The following is a 21699-nucleotide window of genomic DNA, read 5'->3' on the forward strand; positions in this document are numbered from 1 at the left end:
TAGTGGAGCAATGACGTAATGACCAAACCCATAGTACTCAGCGGTGCACAGCCGTCCGGCGAATTAACCATAGGTAACTACATGGGTGCATTGCGTCAATGGGTTGCGATGCAAGATAGCCACGACTGCCTCTATTGTGTGGTCGACTTGCATGCTATTACCGTGCGCCAAGATCCTAAGGCGCTGCGCGAAGCCTGTTTAGATACTTTAGCCCTGTATTTGGCCTGTGGCGTCGATCCTAAAAAGAGTACAGTGTTTATCCAGTCACAGGTACCGCAGCACACCCAATTAGGCTGGGCGTTAAACTGCTACACCCAAATGGGTGAACTGAGCCGCATGACGCAGTTTAAGGATAAGTCACAAAAGCATGCTAACAACATCAACGTGGGTCTGTTTGGTTACCCTGTGCTGATGGCGGCGGATATTCTGCTGTATCAAGCGAACGAAATTCCGGTTGGGCAAGATCAGAAGCAACACCTTGAGTTAACGCGTGATATCGCAACTCGCTTTAATAATGCCTACGGCGATACTTTCACTATTCCTGAGCCGTTTATTCCTGAACATGGCGCTAAGGTGATGTCGTTGCAGGAGCCGCTGAAGAAGATGTCTAAGTCGGACGAAAATCGTAACAACGTTATCGGCCTGCTAGAAGATCCCAAATCCGTGCTGAAAAAGCTGAAAAAAGCCATGACAGATAGCGATGAGCCGCCAGTGGTGCGTTTCGATTTTGACAATAAGCCGGGCGTTTCTAACCTGCTGAGCCTAATGTCGGGTGTGACAGGCCAAAGCATTTCCAGCCTAGAAGCCGAGTTTGAAGGCAAGATGTACGGCCATTTGAAGGTTGCCGCCGGTGAAGCGGTTGTGGGCATGTTAGAGCCACTGCAAGAGCGTTACCGCGCAATTCGTGCCGATCGTGCATACTTAGACCAAGTGATGAAAGCGGGCGCCGAGAATGCACAGGCACGCGCCGAAGTGACGCTGAAGAAAGTCTACGAGAAGATAGGTTTACTCGTCTAATCAATCGATATCGATAAACGAAGCCGACGTTCGCGTCGGCTTTTTTGTGCCTGTAAGTTGTTATTAGGCCTGGGATTTTAGCCAAGAGGAGAAGGCGGCAATCGCAGGTTCAGATAGGCGGCGTTGTTTACAGAAGAAGGTAAATTCAAACCCGGTATGCACATCGGGTAGATTCACTGCAACTAGTCGCCCGGTTGCAATATCTCCCGCCACCATAAAATCGGGGGCGAGCGCGACACCTTGGCCCGCGATCGCGGCTTCAATCGCCATCACTATGTGGCTAAATATATGTTGCTGTTCATTATTGAGTGGAATCGTATGGGCCGATGACCACTTGCGCCAGTCGAGTCCGAGCGGTCCTTCATCCACAACCAGTAAAGCTTGTTGCTGAAAATTAGCTAGGCTGATATCACGCCATTTAGGGTAAAGAGTGGGGCTACAGACGGGGATTAAACGCTCCTTATGCAGTAGTTGTTGCCAATATCCCCGTAGATTCAGTTTGCTGGCGATAAAGATATCCGCAGAGCTAGTGCTTAAGTCGGGATCTTGGGTGATCATTTCGAGGCGGATTTTCACACTCGGATATTGGCGACGAAAATCGGTTAGGCGCGGTATCAACCACTTGACCGCAAATGAGCTATATACGGCTAAACAGAGTTGCTGGTTGGGCGTATCACGCAGCTTAAGATTGAGATCGCCCAACTCATTGAAAATGCGCTCTAACTCAATAAATAGACTCTGGCCCTTTGGGGTGAGTTGTAGCTTACGGCCTTGGCGATCAAAGAGTTGTTCAGCAAAATATTCTTCCAGTACTCGCACTTGGTGGGATACCGCGCTTTGGGTGATGCACAGTTCATCCGCCGCTTTAGAGAAGTGGGCCTGTCTCGCTGCGGCCTCAAAGACCTGTAATGCGCGTAATGGAGGAAGTTTTCTCATGTTTTTCAATATATAAAAAATTTAGTATGAATTTAATTCATTCAGCATGAGAAAGCATCATTTCAGCTTACCTTTTGTGGGCTCTATCATGCAGCCATTGAAATTTATGGATGTTATAAAATGCAGCGCCCTATAGTTATCGGTTTGATTTTATTGATAGTGGGTAATCTATTTAGCGCGTTCTACGATGTATCGATCAAGTGGTTACCGGACGATGCTAATGCCGCCACTTTTCTGCTCGTAAGGCAAATCTGTTCAGTATTCATGTTGTTGCCCGTGTGGCTATATGCGCAAAGGCCAATGACCACACATATTTCAGTTCACCTTTGGCGTGCCAACATAGGCTCAGTTGGCGCGCTATTTTTAATTATCGGTTTAATGGCGCTGCCGCTCGCCACTGTGAGTTCGTTGTTTTACTCTGCGCCCTTGATGATTATGCTAATGGGCTATTGGTTTCTTAAGGAGCGTATTACCACTGGGCAGGTCATCTGCGCCTTATTGGGCTTCGTTGGGATCTTGATTATCCTGCGCCCAAGCGAGATGAATTGGTTTGGTCTGGCGGTATTGTTTTCGGCTTTTACCTTTGCGGTGAATCAACTTACCTTAAAAAAGGTGCCAAATACTGAGCATCCGGTGCTTACCCTTATGCTTTATAACTTGCTCGGTATTCCGGCCACATTACTGATCGCCGCCTTCCAAGGCTTACAGGGGATGAGTTGGGGATTACTCGGTATAGCCTTACTCAGCAACGCATTTTTATTAATTTACCATTGGTTTTGCGTGCTTGCTTACCGTAAGGCGCAGGCGAGTGATATTGCGATAGCGGAATATACTGGGTTGTTATTTATCGTATTTTTGGGTTGGTTGCTGTTCGATGAATGGTTGGATAGCTTGAGTTGGGTCGGTGCCGCGTTAATTGTATTACCGTCGTTATTTTTACCTTGGATAGGGATGCTATTGGCCCAGCAGCCTAAGGTTATCGAGCATTTGCGAGCCGAACCCTTAGCGATTGAGGGCGTAGAGGGCGAGCCTAAGCGTTAACCGCTTAGGCTTAACCGACATTATTCGACGTATTCGAAGACTTTAACCACTTTACGCACGCCCGCAGTATTACGGGCGATATCGACGGCTAAATCTGCCTGTGAGCGGTGGATAAGCCCAAGCAGGAAGACCTCCCCATTTTCAGTGATCACTTTGATGCGGGTAACATCCAACTGTTTCTCGTTGAGCATGCGCCCCTTTACCTTAGTCGTGACCCAAGTGTCATTGCTGCGGGTAGTAAAGGAGGTGGGATTACCAATACGGATTTGATTGTGGATCTTGCCGCCAAGCTTAAGATCCTGCACGACTTTAATCGCCTTATCCCTGAGCATAGAGTTCGGGGCTTGGCCAATCATAAGCACATTGCCATTCACCGATACACCCGTGATATTGGTTAGTTTTTTAAGATCTTCTTGCTCCAGCAGTGCGCTAGTGATCTTAAAATCCGTGTTGGTGTCATCGAGCTGAGTTTTTACGGTACGCTCATCATTGGCCATCATAGCGCCACTCACTGCGCCCACCATAACGGCACCAGCGCAGCCCTGCAGCAGCAAGCAAACCATTAATAACGGGGCAGCGTGCCTCATTGTTGCTCATCCTGTGGGAAAAGCGTGCGGTCGATATTGTCACACAGACAATGGATCACTAGCAGATGCACTTCTTGAATTCGGGCCGTAACATTGGAAGGCACACGGATTTCTACATCGCCAACACTCAATAAACCCGCCATCGCGCCGCCATCTTTACCCGTGAGGGCGACTATGGTCATATCGCGGCTGAGGGCCGCTTCCATGGCTTTGATCACGTTGCCAGAATTACCGCTGGTGGAAATGGCTAACAGGATATCACCAGGTTGGCCTAAGGCTAAGATTTGCTTTGAGAAAATCTCATTATAGCTATAGTCATTTGCAATGGCCGTGATGGTCGATGTGTCGGTTGACAGGGCAATGGCTGGCAATGGTGGACGCTCAATCTCATAGCGGTTTAATAGCTCGGCCGAGAAGTGCTGCGCATCGCCGGCACTGCCGCCGTTGCCACAGGCGAGGATTTTATTGCCGCCCAAAAGACAGTGCACCATCATTTCGGCCGCTTTGGCGATGGATTCTGGCAGTGCTTCGGCTGCATCGATTTTAGTCTGGATAGATTCAGTAAAGCTGTCTTTAATGCGTTCTAACATGGATACATCCTTTTGGGATAAAGTGTTGCTATCATGCCATATTTCCATCGGGGAGTTGAGGCATAAGCGTTAAAAATTATTCGATTAGCTGAGTCGAAGACCTCGTTTAAAAGGCATCGACTAGCCAGTGGATTTGCGCGTCCTCGATGGCGACAACGTCGAACCGGCACGGCACATCCAGTTTATGCGTCTGTAAATAGTGGCTGGCCGCCATGCGGATCCTGCCGATTTGTGCTTTGCTAAGTGCTTGTATTGCGCCGCCAAATTGATTTGCCGAGCGGTATTTCACTTCAACAAATACCCAATACTTCTGATGGCGCATCACTAAATCAATTTCACCGAAGGGATAGCGGACATTGCGTTCGACAAAGGTTAACCCTTGTTGTTCAAGGTAACGTTGGGCGAGTGTTTCTGCCTGCTGTCCAGGTGTCATAGTTGACGAAAACTACCTCTCTGATACCGTCCCCAGCTCAATTGGCGGTTGAGAACTCCATCGGGACTAACCGATAAGACACCACTACGGCCATTAAACTGGAAGCCAGGGAATGAGCGCATTTGGGCGAGTTTGCTGATCAAGTCCATTGCGTCATAACCCATGATAAACAAGCGTTTTTGACCGTTATTCCAGCCTGACCATAGGGTATTAACCATCAGGTTTTCTTCGCCATTTTGCATTAGCCAGGGGGCATCGCTCATGGTTAAGTTATTTAAATCCTGCGCAGTTTGGCTCGATTCATTATCGATACGGCTACGGCTAGATGTGTACAAAGGTACTGGCTGAGTAAAGACGCTGAAGTTGACATCGATAAAGGCTTTTAGCAGGGTTAGCTCCTGCGGCGTCGAGATCATATAAATAGCATCTATATCTTGGCGCGAGCGAAAATCGGATTGTACTGAGCTCCCTAAGAGTTCCTTAATACGGGCAATACGGGCTTGGCTATCGCTGACGCCAAGGGCATCTTGTACTGTGGTTCGCATTTTGTCACCGCCATCGTAGTAATAGACTTCGATGGGGGTGTCACTCTTTTTCTTCCACGCTTGAATGAAGCTCTCGGCCATACGTTTACCTATGGCATCGTTGCTGGCGAGCAATAGTGGCATCGTCACGCCATCTTGGTACATGCGAGTGGCGGCGTCGGCCGCTTCCTGTGCGGGGGAGAGTGAAAAGTAAAACTTATTGATATCAGGTACGAACTTGTCGGTCTGATTTAAAAATAGCTGTGGAATTGGTGCAGTCGGCGCTGTGGTTGTCGCCCCTGTTGCCGCTGTTGTCACGGTACTTGTCGTGGTGTTCAGTGCCAATAGCTGATCGATTTCATTCGGCAATAGCGGGCCAATGATAAATTCAGCGCCCGCATTTACCGCTTGTTGATAGGCGGAAACGGCATCGTTGGCTGTGTCGTAAAAATTCACTGAAACCTGCTCATTGGGTTTCGCTAAGTAACTGGCCAAAATACCTTGGCGAATCGCATTGGCGGCGGTGGCTCTCGAGCCTGTCAATGGCAAGAGTACGGCAATATTCTTGGGCGTAAATGGCTTAGCGTTTAACGCTCGATCTAAATCGGCGGGCAGTTTGGCTGCGGCAGGATGGTAAGGGTTTTGTTTCTGCCATTCGCCTAAATAGCGCACCAGCTGCGAGGGATCGACGGCATAATGTTTGGCAATATAAGCCAGCTGCAACCAACCGGCAAAGACTGGACTCTTAGTATCTTGGGTAAAGGTCTGCAGGGTTTGCTCATGCATAGGTTGTAACACTTGCCAAATTTGGTTATTGACCTCATTTGCCTCGGCGGGAGGTAAATAGCTGGTCAATAAACTTAGCTCGCGTACTTGCTCAATCGGCTGTTTATTTAACTGATATAAGTGAGCTTTAAATTGATGATAGGTGGCCATTTGCCAGCCGGGTAACACCCAAGTGCTTGGGTAGCTCAGGGTTTTGAGCGCCTCGACATAGGTCGATGTATGCTCAAGCACCCGGGCCGTAAGGTATTTATGCTCGGCCAATAGGGTTGGACTTTGAGTTAAACTGGGCAACATAGACTTCAGCAGCTTTTGCGCGGCAGCATAATCGTTGGCATTGATATAGGCATGTGCCGCCAACAGCAGGTTAGTATCGCGCTGCTGTGGATCTTTGCTGTTGCTTGCCTGTGCTAAATACACATTGGGCGCCAAAGGAGCAGAAGCTAACGAGGTGGCCGCTGTGGGGGCAGTACTCGTCGAGGTTGTTGGCGCTTGAGTGCCACAACCTGCCAAAACTGCCGATAAAATGGCCACGGAAATAAACTTAGTTGTATTCAGGCTTTTTAACACTGGGCTTCACTCTGGTAAGATGCTGCCTCTAGTTTAACCTTCTCTCGCGCTTGACGAAAGTCTTGGCACTGTCATTACAGAGGTATATATGGACCAAAGCGTCGCACTCTACATAGTTCCCACTCCCATAGGTAATTTGGGCGACATGAGTTCACGGGCCATAGAGGTGCTAAATCAGGTTTCGTTGATCGCTTGTGAAGATACGCGCCACAGCGGTAAGTTATTGAGCCATTTTGGTATCACGACAAAAACTATTGCACTTCACGACCATAACGAGCGTGCTCGTGCCCAGTGGATTGTGGATCAACTGGCTGCGGGGCAGTCAATCGCGCTGATTTCCGATGCGGGTACACCGCTGATCTCCGATCCCGGTTATCATCTCGTGTCCCATGTGCGTCAATCGGGCTTTAATGTTATTCCGCTACCCGGTCCCTGCGCCGCAATTACCGCATTGAGCGCTTCCGGTTTGCCATCGGATCGCTTCTCCTTCGAAGGATTTTTACCCTCAAAGGAAAAAGCCCGCGCAGACAAGTTATTAGAACTAAAAGAAGATCCACGCACGCTGATTTTTTACGAATCACCACACCGTATCGAGCACAGTTTAACGACTATGGTCGAGGTACTCGGCGGTGATCGCCATGTGGTGATGGCGCGGGAAGTGACCAAAACCTTTGAAACTTTTTTATCGGGTCCCGTTTCAGAAGTGCTGGCCACAGTGAGTACCGATCCCAATCAGCAGAAGGGAGAAATAGTACTGATGGTGCACGGTTATCATCTCAATGACGATGAAGCCATTCCCACGGTCGCCATTAACACCCTAAAACTTCTTTGCGAAGAATTGCCCCTTAAAAAAGCCGCCGCGATTGCCGCGCAAATCCACGGTCTTAAAAAGAACGCCTTGTATAAATACGGTTTAGAGTCTGATTTATAAGCGCTGACACTCGGTACTTGGATTAACTGTGGTACATAAAGGAGGCTTAGGCTATAATCCGCGCCGAGTTGGCCAGACAGTCGCCGCGTTCGCAAGAACGGGGAGGAAAGTCCGGGCTTCAAAGAGCGGGGTGCCAGGTAACGCCTGGGCGGTGTGAACCGACGACAAGTGCAACAGAGAGGAGACCGCCATCATAGCCTCGGCTAAGGTGGTAAGGGTGAAAGGGTGCGGTAAGAGCGCACCGTGCGGCTAGCAATAGTCCGTAGCAAGGTAAACTCCACCCGAAGCAAGACCAAATAGGGTTCCATATGACGTGGCTCGCGTTGGAACCGGGTAGGTCGCTTGAGCCTGTGAGCGATTGCAGGCCTAGATGAATGACTGTCCAAGACAGGACCCGGCTTATCGGCCAACTCAAACCTTTCGAAGTAAAAGGCCTCGCAGCGATGCGAGGCCTTTTATTTTTCTGGCTGTGCGATTAATTGATGCATAAAGAAGAGAAGGAGCTGAACCCTTTCTAGGTTTTCTACGAAGCTGTTTTACGCTGGTTTTTGGTCAAGGAAAACAAAGTATTGTTACACCTTACTGTATTTCTTTATTGAGTGGAATAATCCTGTGTCATCAACATGGAAGATTACGATTTTGCTATTCATCAAACCTAGCCAAATCACTATCAAAAGCTTCTCGACTTCTTCAAAAAACACCTAATTTCATAAAAAAATAAAGTTTTTTGATTTAGATGCTGTCCCACCAAAGTTCCCGGCATTAAAAGTTATCGTTTTTGTTAAACCGAACCGAATTGTATTTTGAGCTTAATAAATGCTAACTTGCTGACATAATTAATTTACTCATCCAAGCTCAGTAAGCCCTATCCCAGCAGGATTTAAACGAACAATCTGGATGAAAAACAGTCAGACGCAAGGAGCAAGAAAATATGGCAGAACTATTCACGGCGTATGGTAAAGCGGCAATGTATGCTGCCTGCCTAGAAAATAGTTTAATCCTTCTTATAGCTCTAGCTCGAAGCTCTTCTCTGTGTGATGGTTTTTCTTTTGAACACAACAAGTTAAAACAAAAAACACTCGGTGCTCTTATAAATGAAGCGAAAAAGTCTTCAATTTTCAGCTCCGAGTCAAATAAAAACCTAGATCTGATTTTGAAATATAGAAACTGGATGGTTCATGATATTGCCCGAGATGCTTTAGGGTTCATCTTACAAAAAGATGGTAATGCTATCTTAGCGAATACTCTTTGCGAACTAAGCGAATTTTTCCATGAAACGTCAGAAATGGTTTATGCAAAAATAGCTGAGCTTTGTGAGCTGCGTGGAATTAATCAAGCGGATATTGATAATCTAGTGAAATCAGTTTTTGAAGCGCAAATCGAGCCTGACAAATCAAACAATCAGAACGCCAGTAAAACAGATAGCTTTGTTTGAGGCATTAACTTATGTGAGGTAACAATGTGAGTAACCTGACTGAATATGAATGCGCCGCGTGTGGTATAAAAAAGCTGCACGACTCTACAAAGAGGAGTGCCCCATTTGATTGGTGCTTTCGGGATATTGAAAACACAATATATTTACTATGCAACTCCTGTGGTATCGAAGGGGCACACGCTTCAGATATTTCTCCTAGCTTATGTAGAAAATTCGCAAGTAAAGGTATTTATTTCAAAGGTTGCGAGCAGTGGGGAATAAAACAGCTAATCAGTGATGATATTTAACAAGCGCTTTAGGCATAGTGGCCTGTGACCCGCTGGACTTCAAGCATGTAGCTTGCCCTCTAAACGGACGAACAATGCAATAGGAGACAACATGACCGATGAGAACTTGAAATTAGTAGTCGAAAAACTCGCTATTCCAGTTTATGAAGAAGCTCTAAGTCCTTTTGCTAAAGAATTATCAAAGGGTTTAGTCTCCATAGCAAAAATCGTAAACTCTGGAGTTTTCTTAGTAGAAGACAGCGTTCACGCGATCACAAGCGTATTACGGATGACAGCTGAAAGTCTAACATTTTTGCCACCCGAACAAATTTCATTCGACCGCCCAAGAGTTGCCCTTCAGGCTCTTAACGAGGTTAAATTCGCAATCAATGAAGATGAAATACAGCGTCTTTTTTCTAATCTAATATCAGCAAGTCTAGACAAAAGGACTTCGGGAAATGCTCATCCAGCGTATATCGAAATAATCAAACAACTACAGCCGGATGAAGCCAAAATACTTCGATTTATGTTTAATAAAGAACAGCATAGAAAAGGCCATGCACCTACGATTGATGTAGTCCAAGAGAACTTGGATGGCAAACACTTTCGGATGGCATCAACTACAGCAGAGGTAAACCTAATCTGTGAAGACGCTTATTGCGATAATCCTGAAAGCTCAGTCATGTATTTTTCCAACTTAAAACGGTTAGGCCTGTTATCAGCAACGTCAGGAACTTCTTTCTCGAAAGAAGAACATGAAAGAATTTTCTTGTCAGATAAAGTAAAAGAAATATGTAGTGTAAATTCGCATCTAGAAAAAGTTTCGTATAAAAGCGGACAATATAGCTTTACAGACTTTGGCCGAGGTTTTGCCAATTCATGTATAGGAATAAATAGCATTTAACAAGTAAGTTAACTCAGCCCCCCTTGCGCTGAACGGTTCAACGTAAAACAGCTCATATCAAGCGCTAAAAAATGCTATTAGCGTCCAGATATATCATTATCAAGTTAATGGTGACTATCTATTTAGCATTCAACTAGCAACACAAATAAGGTCAGCGTGTATGCTTCAATAAATGCCGCGGATATAGCCTAGGAATGCGGCTCACTGAGCCAAATAAATACACTTCAATTGCATTGGATGTGATACCAGATCCTAAATACACTTAACTTCAGGATCCTAGCCTACCTCTGAGACCCATTAAGGAAGCTTTGGAGGGCGATATTCTGATAATCAAACCGCTTAAAAGCTTTGTTTGACTAAGAAGCGCCATTCCCAGCTATTCACTGAATCGCCGCTGGTATAGGGGATGGAAAGATCGATATGGGCGACGTTGCCGTAGCTGGAGCGCGAGGAGTAAATGCGGGCGCCAATGCCGATGCTACCGAGCGGGCCGCTGACTTCGTTGTTTTCGGCCAGTGGTCCGCCCGAGGCTTGGCCTAGGTCGGTAAAGACGGCCCAGCCGAGTTCTGCCAACTGATACAGATTAATATTGGGATAATTGCGGATTTCGGCGGTCAGTAACCATTGGTTGTCACCCAATTGGTAATCGTTGGGATAACCGCGCACGCCGGTTTCATCCCCCAGTCCGGTTGTCAGATCCAGATAGGTATTGTTGGATATGCTACCCCATGCCTTACCATAGGCCGTCCATTTGGGATTGATTTGATAGAAGTATTCGGCTTGGACATTGACTTGGTAGGTATCTGCTTGAGTCGTCCCAAGCGTACTGGAACCGCCCATTTCGAGTAACCACAGTTGATCGTCAAACTTGTAGCCAGCGCTACTTTGCCACTTAAGGTGGTAGCCTAGGGGGCTGTTATCGGCTATATCTTTGGTTTCTATGCCAAATTGTACGTAGTGATGCCAACCTAAATTAAAGTCCTCGTTATTAGTGATCAGATGGACATTGTTCAGTACATGAAAATCATCTTGGATAAACTCATAGGCCACCCAAGGGTACATAAAGTCCCTGTCCTGAGGCAGCTCGGAGTTGGGGTAGGTGTTTAAGTTGGCAAACTCATGTTTATCTTGGGTAAAACCTGTGATGACGCGGGAGAGATTGTCAGTATTTCTATCGATTAACCAGCCGTATTTCAGGTTGAGGTAGTCGATACTGTGCGCAAACTCATTCATATCTTGGCCGTTCTGCCTCAGGGTATCGATACGGCTATCATCTAAATATTCTGCCGAGTACATGGTTTGCGTATTAAGGGCATAGAAGGGTTTGCTTACATACACATGTTTGGCTTGGCCATCGCTGTTATCGTAAAATTCGGCCGCGACTATGCCATGTTCGATAATGCTGATGGGGGCTTCGAAGGCAAATTTGTAACCCGTACGCGACTCATCGGATTTATACTTTAAGCGTGTGCGTATCCCTGTGCCGAACAGGTTATCTTCCTTGATCCCAAAGGAATATTGGGTGTCGCCCCCCGAGCTACTAAAACTCGCCGTGGGTAATAATGACCAGTTATCCCAAGTCTCAATGACGATGGATTCATCCTCGGGGTTAGTGTCGGATTGCGGATCTTTTTCGGCAATATAAATCTTAGCGTCACGAATATAGGATTCGGCGCGTAGCAGACGCTGGGATTCGTCGAGATCTTTTTGAGTGACTTGATCATTTTCACTGAAGGTGAGTCTATCTCGAACGACATATTCTTTGGTGTTGATATGCAGGTAGTTTGCCCAGCGGTGGATAAAAAAGGCATCGGGAGCGGATTCATCGAAGATGGGATTACTTACGACCACAATCTTGCCGACGTTTTTAGTCTCTTTGGCTTGGGTTTTAATTTGGGCTTGGGCCGTTGCAGCGCCAGCGGCATCATCTGCTCTGGCGGCACACATTAGGCTGCCAATGCAACAGGGTAGGATGCATACACACTGGATGAATTTCTGCATAAAAGCTCACTCCCGTGGAATTGACGACTGCAGCGGTATAAAACTCACTCTGCAATTCACAATTTAATAACACACAGGAACTGGCCGTTAGTCAAGGAAACATTTTAATAAGATAATGATTTTACTTAAGGTTAACTTAAGAATGAGGCTGGGCAAGGGCTCCAGCCAGATCCTCATTTTTTAGAGTGTTCGCCTTGGCGGGACGACAACGTTAGCGAAGATAAGCCCAGCGACCAGCGACATAAAGATTAAAAAAATCTGCGAGCCAATATGGGACTGGTTAAGCATAGTCTCGCCGGAAATAAGCGTATTGAGACCGATATAGGTTTTACTGCCGGGCACTAAGATGACTATCCCCTGTAGCAGGGCGATAGAGGCGGGTGCCTTCATCCAACGGGCATAAAGATTGGAGTAAATCCCTACCGCGAGGGCGCCGAAGAAAATCCCCACAGAGTCGCCAAAAAAATGCCCGCCCAGCATGGCGGAGAAAAAGGCGACAATCCCCGCGAGCACGCCCCAAGGGGAATCCTGCATACGGGCCTTGAAGATAAATACCAGAGCCATGGATAAAATGGGTACCGCCGACCAAATTGCCCAGCGGGGCAGGCCCTCGGGTTCGATATGAATCGCTTCGCCAAAGAAGGCTTTACCAATTGCCATGCCGAGCACCGCACCAAAGTACAGCTTAAACAACAGCATACTCGCGTCCATAATCCGTGCCGTGCCCGAGATTAAATCCCGTGCGGCCAGTTCTGCTAGGCCTAAGGTTAAGGCTAAACCAGGAATAAAGATGATGATCGAGGAGAGGATCACCACGGGAATATTGATATTGGGGTCGATGCGAGCAATGGCGCAGGCGGCAATGGCACAGGTGATAGTGGCAAAGGGCTCAAGCACTTCGGTCATGCGGGCCGAACGCTCTGCACGGTAAACAAAGCCGTAAACGAACATACCCAACAGGCCTGACCAAAACACATCGTTCCAACCTGTGCCCATTAACATGGCAAAGGCCGCCGCCGAGGTGCCAAAGGAAAAACAGGTTAAGGCTGGACCATAGGGGTTGGGTTTATTGGCGATTTCTTCGAGCCTGTCTAAGGCTTCGGCTAAGGTGCGCTTGCCCGAGGTGAGCTCATCGACTAACTCATCGGTGCGGGCGAGTGAGCCTAAATCGAGTTCGCCGGGTTTAACCCTAGCCACATGGTTATATTCTTGATCTGTATCGTGCTGTAAAACAAAGGTCATCGACGTTGGCGAGATCAGGAAATACCCCTCGATACCTAAGGTGCGCGCAACGGTTTGTAAGTGGGTTTCAAGGCGGTAAGCGGGTGTGCCAAACTTATGCAAGGCTTTGCCTAGCTTTATGATAAATTTACGCTTTTTGATAAACTCTTCGTTATCCAATCGGGGTATTCACTGTTTCTAAAGTTGTTAGGGAGCACGGGCGCATATTAACCTATCTTGTCGCGTAAAGGTTAATGGCTTTTAACCTGAATACAAATAAATTGCTGATTTTTTGCGGTTCGGGCTATAGTCAATTTTTTCAATGGGGAAATGGAACATGCCTTTGATGGTTACCGGTTTGTACGCCAGCTTGACTGGCCTGTTGATAGTGGCGTTGGCCTATCGGGTGGTGAAATTAAGACGCAGCCAAAAAATTGGTTTGGGTGATGGCGGTAATAACGCCCTTGTATTGGCGGGGCGTGTCCATGCAAATCTGATTGAAAATGCGCCTATCGCTTTGATTTTAATGATACTGGCAGAAACGGGCGGTTTAGCTCCATTCTATTTACACTGTTTTGGTACTGTGTGGATTGTGGCGCGTTTACTCCATGCCATCGGCCTGACTCAAGGCAAGGGCGGTTATCATTTTGGCCGTTTCTGGGGCGTGTTACTGACCTGGATAGTGATCATCGCGTTGGCTTTAGTGAATCTCGTGCATTTTGCCAAGACCTTATAAGCCTGCCGGGTTGCTCACTCGCCCCTAAGCCATATCCATAGCCGATTTAAGGGTATTACTGCCGAGGTTGAAATACCCTGAAAAACGCCCTGATTGGTGTTTTTTTAATCGCACATAACCTAGGTTGCCTGCTATACTCCGCGTCCCTAAATCGGCGCGGCGCTTTTTTGCTTCGCCTTTGTTTGACATTACGCTTTCGGGTCAAAATCAATGCAAGTTGAATCCACACTTTTTAGTCATCCCAAATATTGGGCCGAGTGCTATGGCACTGCGCCTTTCTTACCTATGTCCCGCAGGGAGATGGATAAGCTCGGCTGGGATAGCTGCGACATTATTATTGTCACAGGTGATGCTTATGTGGACCATCCCAGCTTTGGTATGGCGGTCATCGGCCGTATGTTAGAAGCCCAAGGCTATCGCGTGGGGATTATTGCCCAGCCCGATTGGTCGAGCAAAGACGCCTTTATGCAGTTAGGTCGTCCCAATCTGTTTTTTGGCGTCACCGCCGGTAATATGGATTCGATGATCAACCGCTATACCGCTGACCGCCGTATCCGTACCGACGATGCCTATACCCCTGACGATATCGGTGGCAAGCGCCCCGACCGCGCCGTGACTGTGTACACCCAGCGTTGTAAAGAAGCCTTTAAGGATGTGCCGGTGGTTATCGGCGGCATTGAGGCGAGCCTGCGCCGTATCGCCCATTACGATTATTGGTCGGACAAAGTGCGCCGCAGTGTGATTTTCGATGCTAAGGCCGACATTTTAATGTACGGCAATGCCGAGCGGCCATTGGCCGAAGTGGCTCGCCGTTTAGCGGCGGGTGAGTCGATTAACGATCTGCACGATGTGCGCGGTACTGCGGTTATTCGTCGCGAACCTTTGCCTGAATGGCGCGGTATGGATTCTCGCAAAATCGATCAGCTACATAAAATCGATCCTATTCCTAATCCCTATGGTGCCGATGATGTCGGCTGCGCCAATTTATCAGGCCCTTCGGATGTAAAGATTTTCGATAACGAGGCGCCAAAAGCCATCAGTGTACAGCCGCCTCGTCCTAAGCCTTGGGATAAAACCTATGTGCTGCTGCCCGCCTTTGAAAAGGTGTCAGAGGACAAATACTTATACGCCCATGCCTCACGGATTTTGCACCAAGAGCAAAACCCCGGCTGCGCGCGAGCGCTGTTCCAGCCCCACGGTGATCGTGGTGTATGGGTTAATCCGCCCGCTTGGCCGCTCAATACCGACGAGATGGATGCCGTGTTCGACTTACCCTATAAAAGGGTGCCGCATCCCGCCTATGGCAAGGCGAAAATCCCCGCCTATGACATGATCAAAACCTCGATCAATATTATGCGCGGTTGCTTTGGTGGCTGTTCTTTCTGCTCGATTACCGAACACGAAGGACGGATTATCCAGAGCCGTTCGCAAGAATCGATTATCAAAGAAATCAAAGATATTCAGGATAAAGTGCCCGGCTTTACTGGGGTGATTTCTGACCTTGGCGGCCCAACCGCCAACATGTATCGCCTCGGCTGTACCAGCGAAAAAGCGGAGAAAACCTGCCGCCGTTTATCCTGTGTGTTCCCTTCGATTTGCGGCCATTTAGGCACAGATCATAAACATACGATCGACTTGTACCGCGCCGCCCGCGCCGTGCCCGGCATTAAGAAGATTTTGATCGCCTCGGGTGTGCGTTACGATTTAGCGATTGAAGATCCGGCCTATGTCAAAGAGTTAGTGCAACACCATGTGGGTGGCTACTTAAAAATCGCCCCTGAGCACACCGAAGAAGGCCCGCTCAGCAAGATGATGAAACCCGGCATGGGCGCCTACGATAAGTTTAAAGAGCTATTCGATAAGTTTTCCAAGGAAGCGGGTAAAGAGCAGTTCTTGATCCCTTATTTTATTTCGGCGCATCCGGGCACGACCGACGAAGACATGGTGAATTTAGCCCTGTGGTTGAAGGAACGTAAGTTTAAGCTCGACCAAGTGCAAAACTTCTATCCCTCACCGATGGCGAATGCGACGACCATTTACCACACTGAGCTTAACTCGCTTAAAAACGTCAAGCACACCAGCGAAGTAGTGCCTGTGCCGAAGAAGGGCCGCCAGCGCCGCCTGCATAAGGCGCTGCTGCGTTACCATGACCCAGCAGGTTGGCCGATTATCCGCGAAGGCCTGATTGCCATGGGGCGTGAAGACTTGATTGGCAATAGTCCCAACCAATTAGTGCCGCCTGAAGGGCGCAATGAGCGCGGCCCGAAATGGATGAAGGATGCCAATCAAGGCCAAAAAGCCTTTACGCGTTTCTCGGGTAATCAGTTCGATGACCGTAAGAGTGAGGGTAAATCTAAAGCTTCGGCCAAAGGCGCTGCTCAAGGGCAGGGGAATGCCGAGTCAAAGGCCGGCGCTAAAGGGGGCAAGCCCACCTCTGCTAAGCCAAATGCACCTAAGTCGAGCCGCCCAGGAGCCAAGGCGCCATTTGGGCAGTCAAGTGCTAAGGCGGGCGGGCAAACTAAAGCTGGTGGCCAAGCTAAGGGTGGCGCTCAATCTCGGGCTTCGGGACGCCAGCAAGCCAAGTAACGGGTGAGTTTGCAACGTGTGTAAAAAAAGCCACTCCATTATTGTTGAACTGGAGTGGCATAGAGGTGATGGCAAACCAGCGGGACCATCCAATGAGTGTGCGGTGGGCGTTTGTAGACGGAACGTGCACCGCACCCCAGTCTCAAAAAGGCTCACGGATATGAGTAACGTGAGCCGTTATTCCCCAACATCTAACTAGCTTTAGCCCTAGAAGAAGTAGTTAATCCCTACGGCAAAGCCGTTGTCTTGCAGTGTTTCTTGGGCGGCATCATCCATATTGCTAAAATCCAGCTTCATTTCGGCAAACATCACAGTGTCGTTACTGTAACGATAGTGCAGGCCAAGCATAGCGAATTGGCGGGTCCATTTACCTTGGATAGGTGTGCTGGCATCTGTGTCTAAGTCCAAATAGCTGAGGACTACCATAGGCACAAAACCGTTATCGAATTGATAGGCCGTCATCAACTCGGCTCCCGTGGCATCGTAGAGGTTGCCGTCAACTAATTCATTTTTCTTACTCTGATGGGCGTTAAAGCCGACATAGAGGCCACTCGCTTCGCGATTATCCGCATAGTGGTAATAGTCACCATACATAGCGCCAATACCGACAATCTCATTGGTTTCATCAACTTGAGTATTAGCTAAGTGGCCTTCAAAATCGCCACGGTTAAAGCCAGCGAGCAGTTTAAATTTATCCGTTACCGAATAGGTGATGCTGGCGCCGTAGCTGCTATCGAAACTCAGTTCAGAGTCAGCCATTTCGCTGCCATCAGCATTTTTAAGGATCACATCGCCGTTGGTTTTGGCGGCGTATTGCAGGGCAATTTGCACTGGGCCAAAGCTATTGCGGTAAATAAAGGCGGAATCGGCACGCCCAGTTCCCGTGAGGCCACCATCGCTAAAGGCGTAGGCGCCAACGCTATAGCCCGCAAAGACATTGGGGAGATCTGTAGTGCCAGCGACATCATAGTAGGCACCCCATTGTTTACCGAAAATCAAACTGCCCCAGTCATCGTGGGACATGCCGACATAGCCTAAGCGGTTATAGAGGAAATCCTCGGTCTTTTCGGCGGCGAGTTTGCCACCTTGCATCACTAGGCTGTCGTCGCTCGAAACCATATTGATGCCCCATTCCGTGGTGGCAAAGGCGGTCCAGCCATTTTTTTCACTGCGCTCAAAGCTAAAGCGTACCCGGGATGAATCGTCGATCACTGAGGTATCGTGGCTGTCATTTAGGGCGGCAAAACCAAACCAACCACTTAAATCTAATGTGTTTTTTGAATCTTTATAGAGCTCAACTGCCTGGCTGCTGGTGGCCGCCAATAGTATGGGAAGCAGTAACGCGATGCGGGTCTTATTCATAATTCCACCAAAATGAGCAAGTATCAGCACAGGCCCTAGCATTGGCTCACTAGGGCTCAGGCTGTGTGTTTTAAGGACGGAGATCCAGTGCTAGCCAGCCGTGTTCACGCTGGGCGAGCATTGGTAACGGGGGTTTTATTGGAGATCACCCCGTAAATCGTCCAGCCGAAGAAGGTGGCTATCGCACCAAGCATCACGGCGGTTTCACCCGAGCTATAGAGGGCGTAGAAGCTGTATAGGGCGCCAATCACAGCAATGACGTTGGCCACACGCGCCTTATTAGCGGGCACTTTCAGCTGTTTCTGCATCACGCCTAGGGCGGCCATCGACAGGATATAGGGCACAATATTGGTCACTACGGCGAGGTTAACTAGGGCTTCGAACTGTTTGCTGAGTGATGGGCTAATAGTCATCAACGACAGGAAGGTTTGGATAGAGACAATAATTGTCATCCCCCAAATAGGTGCATCGGCTTTGCTGACCTTAGAGAAGATTTTTGGGAAGAAGCCTTCATCGGCCGAGGCTTTAAATACTTGGGCAATAGTGAACTGCCAACCGAGCAGCGAACCGGTACAGGAGATAATGGCGCAGGCCATTACGATTTTGCCGACCACAGGATTAAACATTTGCGCGAAGGCTAAACCAAAGGGAGCGTTAGATGAGGCAAGATCGGCGTTAGGCACGATACCGGCAATCACGTTAGTCGAAACAATGTAGATAAGCGCCGCACCTAAGGTGCCACCCATTACGGCGATAGGCACGTTTTTCTCTGGATTATCAACCGCCTCAGAGTTAGCACAGGCAGATTCTAAGCCAAGAAACGCCCATAGGGTCATCGCAATTGAGCCACCTAGAGCTTTAAAAAATGGCATATCATGCGGGTTCCAAGCACCTTTGTAGAGGTCAATATCAAACCAGAACCAACCAATTAACGACACACCAATCACGGGGATGATGATGCCCCACACAGTTACGCTACTCACGCGACCTGTGATGCGGGCGCCGCCAAAGTTAGCAATCGTTGCCAACCAAAGCACGCCAATAGTGGCAAGACAGATGGCCATAGGGCTTAAATTGACTTCAAGCAATACGGCGGCATAACCCACAGCCGAGATGGCAATGGCCACGTTGGCAATGAGTAGCGACACCGCATAGGTGTAGTTGGCCATAAAGTTGCCCGAGCGACCAAAGGCATACTCGGCATAACCGCCCATGCCACCGGATTTTTTACTGAACATACCGCATTTAGCAAAGGCAAAGGCCAGCGCAGTAGAACCTGCGGCAGTCACCAGCCAAGATAAAATCGAAATAGTACCCACTTGGGCTAATTGGGTAGGCAACATGATAATGCCTGAACCCATCATATTCACTATGGTGATAATCGTTAATTGGACAACGCCAATTTTATTCTCTGATTTACTCATAATAACGACCTAATTTATGTGACTCATAATAAAGTGTGAAACTGGCTGCGACGCGGGGTTATTTAACGTCGCAGCCAATATTCGTTATTTAGCTAATACATAACCTAAGGCTTGGATTTTTCCGTCTGGGGTATTTTCGAGATAAACCCCCTGTAATTCGGGTGAGAATCCGGGTAATAAATTGATACCTTCTTCTAGGGCTAAGAAATAACGCTGCACCGCGCCACCCCAAATTTCCCCTGGTACCATACAAAGCACTCCAGGTGGGTATGGCAGTGCACCTTCGGCGGCAATTCTGCCCTCAATTTGCGATAGTGGGACTAATTCCACTTTGCCGCGGATAAACTCGAGATTCGCTTCCTGTGGGTCCATCACTTTTCTTGGGAAATGGGCTTGGCGGAACATTTCTTTCTGCAGTTGTTTTACGTCATGGCTGACATAAAGGTTGTGCATTTCTTGGCAGAGTTGGCGGATGGTGTAGTCTTTATAACGGGCTTTATTGGCGTTATAGACATTAGGTAAGACTTCGGATAATGGCGCATCCTCATCGACTAATTTCTCGAAGCGAGCGATTTGCGAGACCAGATGTTGCATCTTGGCCATATCTTCCGCTGGCGTCATCAGGAATAAAATCGAGTTTAAGTCGCACTTCTCGGGGATAATATTATTTTCCCGTAGGAAGTTAGCCAAAATAGTCGCAGGGATACCAAACTCAGTATATTTACCCGTTTCGGCATCAATACCTGGAGTGGTTAATAGGAATTTACAAGGGTCGACGAAATATTGGCCCTTTTCATAACCGTCGAAGGAGTGCCATTTTTGACCGGGTTCGAATTCGAAGAAGCGTAAATCGTCGGCCATTTGTTCGGTTTCATACTCTTGCCATAGGCGGCCATCGATCATAGTTGGAACGAATGGTTTGATATATTTACACTTTTTAAGCAATAACTTACGTGCTTCAATCCCAGCTTTTACGGCTTCACGCCATAGATAGCGACCGCTGGCACCCTCATGCATTTTGGCGTTCACATCCAGCGCCGCAAACAGAGGATAGAAGGGGCTGGTTGAGGCGTGCATCATAAAGGCGTTATTGAAACGCTTATGGTTACAGTATCTCGCTTGGCCTTTGATATGCTTATCTTTTTTATGGATTTGCGATGTTTGTGAGAAACCCGCCTGCTGTTTATGTACCGACTGAGTCACGATAATACCGGGATCTTCAGGCGTGAGTTCCAGTAGCAGTGGTGAGCAGTCATTCATCATGGGAATAAACTGTTCATAGCCTACCCAAGCCGAATCAAACAAAATGTAGTCACAGAGATGGCCAATACGATCAACCACTTGGCGAGCGTTATAAATAGTGCCGTCGTAGGTGCCGAGTTGGATAATGGCTAAACGGAAGGGGCGTTTTTCATCGGCACGTTCTGGGGCTACTTCGCGGATTTGTTCCCGTAAATAGGATTCTTGGAAGCAATGGGCGTCGATACCGCCAATAAAGCCGAAGGGGTTACGCGCCGTTTCTAAATAAATCGGTGTTGCGCCCGCTTGAATTAGTGCGCCGTGGTGGTTCGATTTATGGTTATTGCGGTCGAATAAGACTAAATCACCTTTTGCTAACAGCGCATTGGTCGCCACTTTATTAGATGATGAAGTGCCGTTCAGCACGAAATAGGTTTTATCGGCATTAAATACCTTAGCTGCATATTTTTGGGCGTCGAGTGGTGCGCCTTCATGGATCAGCAAATCACCTAATTTGACGTCGGCATTACACATATCTGCACGGAAAATAGTTTCGCCGAAGAAGTCGAAAAATTGGCGACCGACTGGGTGTTTACGGAAGAATTGTCCACCCTGATGCCCAGGGCAAGCAAAGGTGGAGTTACCCATTTCAACGTATTTTTTCAAGGTGCCGAAGAAGGGCGGTAATAGCGCTTGTTCATATTTATTGATTGCCGTTTCAACCTGTTTTCCGTAGAAGTCAGTATTATCACCGCAGAGTTCAAATACCCCAGTAATAGATGAACACACATCATCAGGGAAAGTTTCTTCGCAACAAACTGAAACAAAAATCGGTAGTTTCAATCCGGTGTTTTTAATTTTTTCAACAATACCATTTCTAACGTCACTAACTGAGACTACGGCCGCCCCCACATCACAAAAATCTGTAGTTAATACATTGACTACTTCTCTGTCGATATCAAAACAAGATCTTACAGATAAGCTTGCGGCAACTTTTAATAATTTCATTGTTAATTTCCTTTTACTTTAAATAATTTTGGATACAACAGTGCCTATACCTAATTAATTACGTTAGAGGCATGAAAATTAGATATAGCAATTCCGTGTGCCGAA

At 47.8% G+C, this 21699-nt stretch carries 17 protein-coding genes and 1 other RNA gene; 8 read left to right on the forward strand and 10 right to left on the reverse strand.

The window, feature by feature from the left end; genetic code table 11:
• The first annotated feature begins 18 nt into the window (after window positions 1–18).
• Window positions 19–1017, forward strand: coding sequence for a tryptophan--tRNA ligase (trpS, locus tag MJO46_RS14255; RefSeq protein ID WP_253989873.1), 999 nt, complete (start codon window positions 19–21; stop codon window positions 1015–1017).
• A 63-nt stretch (window positions 1018–1080) separates the two neighbouring features.
• Here trpS and MJO46_RS14260 read toward each other — a convergent pair whose 3' ends face one another.
• Window positions 1081–1953, reverse strand: a complete 873-nt coding sequence (locus MJO46_RS14260; protein WP_253989874.1) for a LysR substrate-binding domain-containing protein — start codon at window positions 1951–1953, stop codon at window positions 1081–1083.
• Window positions 1954–2073: 120 nt separating this feature from the next.
• On the opposite strand from MJO46_RS14260, the gene MJO46_RS14265 reads away from it, so the two are divergent.
• Window positions 2074–2994: a DMT family transporter gene (locus MJO46_RS14265; RefSeq protein ID WP_253989875.1), complete on the forward strand. Its 921-nt coding sequence runs from the start codon at window positions 2074–2076 to the stop codon at window positions 2992–2994.
• A 20-nt stretch (window positions 2995–3014) separates the two neighbouring features.
• On the opposite strand, the gene dolP is transcribed toward MJO46_RS14265, so the two are convergent.
• The 4 genes from dolP to MJO46_RS14285 all read right to left on the reverse strand — a co-directional run bounded on the left by dolP (window position 3015) and on the right by MJO46_RS14285 (window position 6481).
• The gene (gene dolP, locus MJO46_RS14270; protein ID WP_253989876.1) at window positions 3015–3581 is read right to left on the reverse strand and encodes a division/outer membrane stress-associated lipid-binding lipoprotein; all 567 of its coding nucleotides are present in this window, start codon (window positions 3579–3581) and stop codon (window positions 3015–3017) included.
• Window positions 3578–4171 carry a phosphoheptose isomerase gene (locus MJO46_RS14275; protein WP_007651521.1) on the reverse strand — a complete coding sequence of 198 codons (594 nt, stop codon included), beginning with the start codon at window positions 4169–4171 and terminating at the stop codon, window positions 3578–3580. The genes dolP and MJO46_RS14275 overlap by 4 nt, the downstream gene beginning before the upstream one ends.
• Window positions 4172–4277: 106 nt before the next feature.
• Entirely contained in the window at window positions 4278–4604 is a 327-nt protein-coding gene (locus tag MJO46_RS14280) for a YraN family protein (RefSeq protein WP_253989877.1), read from the reverse strand.
• Complete coding sequence (locus tag MJO46_RS14285; RefSeq protein ID WP_253989878.1) at window positions 4601–6481, reverse strand: penicillin-binding protein activator; 1881 nt, start codon at window positions 6479–6481, stop codon at window positions 4601–4603. The genes MJO46_RS14280 and MJO46_RS14285 overlap by 4 nt, the downstream gene beginning before the upstream one ends.
• A gap of 88 nt (window positions 6482–6569) precedes the next feature.
• Here MJO46_RS14285 and rsmI point away from each other — a divergent pair, with 88 nt between their 5' ends.
• From rsmI to MJO46_RS14305, 4 genes are all read left to right on the forward strand, one after another.
• Window positions 6570–7412, forward strand: coding sequence for a 16S rRNA (cytidine(1402)-2'-O)-methyltransferase (rsmI, locus tag MJO46_RS14290; RefSeq protein ID WP_253989879.1), 843 nt, complete (start codon window positions 6570–6572; stop codon window positions 7410–7412).
• Window positions 7413–7476: 64 nt separating this feature from the next.
• Window positions 7477–7830: RNase P RNA component class A (gene rnpB, locus MJO46_RS14295), an RNA gene on the forward strand.
• 513 nt (window positions 7831–8343) lie between these two features.
• Complete coding sequence (locus MJO46_RS14300; protein ID WP_253989880.1) at window positions 8344–8847, forward strand: hypothetical protein; 504 nt, start codon at window positions 8344–8346, stop codon at window positions 8845–8847.
• Window positions 8848–9225: 378 nt separating this feature from the next.
• Entirely contained in the window at window positions 9226–10017 is a 792-nt protein-coding gene (locus MJO46_RS14305; RefSeq protein WP_253989881.1) for a DUF4393 domain-containing protein, read from the forward strand.
• A 339-nt stretch (window positions 10018–10356) separates the two neighbouring features.
• On the opposite strand, the gene MJO46_RS14310 is transcribed toward MJO46_RS14305, so the two are convergent.
• Window positions 10357–12018, reverse strand: coding sequence for a hypothetical protein (locus MJO46_RS14310; protein WP_253989882.1), 1662 nt, complete (start codon window positions 12016–12018; stop codon window positions 10357–10359).
• 180 nt (window positions 12019–12198) lie between these two features.
• A complete protein-coding gene (locus MJO46_RS14315) occupies window positions 12199–13419 on the reverse strand; it encodes a threonine/serine exporter ThrE family protein (protein ID WP_253989883.1) in 1221 nt (406 codons plus the stop codon).
• Window positions 13420–13576: 157 nt separating this feature from the next.
• Between MJO46_RS14315 and MJO46_RS14320 the strand changes: the two genes are divergently transcribed.
• Both MJO46_RS14320 and MJO46_RS14325 read left to right on the forward strand, forming a co-directional pair.
• Entirely contained in the window at window positions 13577–13975 is a 399-nt protein-coding gene (locus tag MJO46_RS14320) for an MAPEG family protein (protein ID WP_253989884.1), read from the forward strand.
• A gap of 210 nt (window positions 13976–14185) precedes the next feature.
• The gene (locus MJO46_RS14325; protein WP_253989885.1) at window positions 14186–16561 is read left to right on the forward strand and encodes a YgiQ family radical SAM protein; all 2376 of its coding nucleotides are present in this window, start codon (window positions 14186–14188) and stop codon (window positions 16559–16561) included.
• A gap of 207 nt (window positions 16562–16768) precedes the next feature.
• Here MJO46_RS14325 and MJO46_RS14330 read toward each other — a convergent pair whose 3' ends face one another.
• From MJO46_RS14330 to speF, 3 genes are all read right to left on the reverse strand, one after another.
• Window positions 16769–17923, reverse strand: a complete 1155-nt coding sequence (locus tag MJO46_RS14330) for a porin (protein WP_253989886.1) — start codon at window positions 17921–17923, stop codon at window positions 16769–16771.
• 104 nt (window positions 17924–18027) lie between these two features.
• Window positions 18028–19347 (reverse strand): putrescine-ornithine antiporter, encoded by a 1320-nt coding sequence (potE, locus tag MJO46_RS14335; protein ID WP_253989887.1) that lies wholly within the window; start codon window positions 19345–19347, stop codon window positions 18028–18030.
• An 84-nt stretch (window positions 19348–19431) separates the two neighbouring features.
• Window positions 19432–21594 (reverse strand): ornithine decarboxylase SpeF, encoded by a 2163-nt coding sequence (speF, locus tag MJO46_RS14340; RefSeq protein WP_253989888.1) that lies wholly within the window; start codon window positions 21592–21594, stop codon window positions 19432–19434.
• Between the last annotated feature and the right edge of the window lie 105 nt (window positions 21595–21699).

Source organism: Shewanella sp. KJ2020 (assembly GCF_024197625.1).
In the GTDB taxonomy this organism is placed as follows: domain Bacteria; phylum Pseudomonadota; class Gammaproteobacteria; order Enterobacterales; family Shewanellaceae; genus Shewanella.

Bases quoted from the DNA above. Each gene is read 5' to 3' on its own strand.
- dolP (WP_253989876.1), bottom strand. From the start codon at position 3,581: ATGAGGCACGCTGCCCCGTTATTAATGGTTTGCTTGCTGCTGCAGGGC.
- potE (WP_253989887.1), bottom strand. From the start codon at position 19,347: ATGAGTAAATCAGAGAATAAAATTGGCGTTGTCCAATTAACGATTATC.
- MJO46_RS14275 (WP_007651521.1), bottom strand. From the start codon at position 4,171: ATGTTAGAACGCATTAAAGACAGCTTTACTGAATCTATCCAGACTAAA.
- MJO46_RS14305 (WP_253989881.1), top strand. From the start codon at position 9,226: ATGACCGATGAGAACTTGAAATTAGTAGTCGAAAAACTCGCTATTCCA.
- MJO46_RS14330 (WP_253989886.1), bottom strand. From the start codon at position 17,923: ATGAATAAGACCCGCATCGCGTTACTGCTTCCCATACTATTGGCGGCC.
- MJO46_RS14300 (WP_253989880.1), top strand. From the start codon at position 8,344: ATGGCAGAACTATTCACGGCGTATGGTAAAGCGGCAATGTATGCTGCC.
- MJO46_RS14280 (WP_253989877.1), bottom strand. From the start codon at position 4,604: ATGACACCTGGACAGCAGGCAGAAACACTCGCCCAACGTTACCTTGAA.
- speF (WP_253989888.1), bottom strand. From the start codon at position 21,594: ATGAAATTATTAAAAGTTGCCGCAAGCTTATCTGTAAGATCTTGTTTT.
- rsmI (WP_253989879.1), top strand. From the start codon at position 6,570: ATGGACCAAAGCGTCGCACTCTACATAGTTCCCACTCCCATAGGTAAT.
- trpS (WP_253989873.1), top strand. From the start codon at position 19: ATGACCAAACCCATAGTACTCAGCGGTGCACAGCCGTCCGGCGAATTA.
- MJO46_RS14325 (WP_253989885.1), top strand. From the start codon at position 14,186: ATGCAAGTTGAATCCACACTTTTTAGTCATCCCAAATATTGGGCCGAG.
- MJO46_RS14265 (WP_253989875.1), top strand. From the start codon at position 2,074: ATGCAGCGCCCTATAGTTATCGGTTTGATTTTATTGATAGTGGGTAAT.
- MJO46_RS14260 (WP_253989874.1), bottom strand. From the start codon at position 1,953: ATGAGAAAACTTCCTCCATTACGCGCATTACAGGTCTTTGAGGCCGCA.
- MJO46_RS14310 (WP_253989882.1), bottom strand. From the start codon at position 12,018: ATGCAGAAATTCATCCAGTGTGTATGCATCCTACCCTGTTGCATTGGC.
- MJO46_RS14320 (WP_253989884.1), top strand. From the start codon at position 13,577: ATGCCTTTGATGGTTACCGGTTTGTACGCCAGCTTGACTGGCCTGTTG.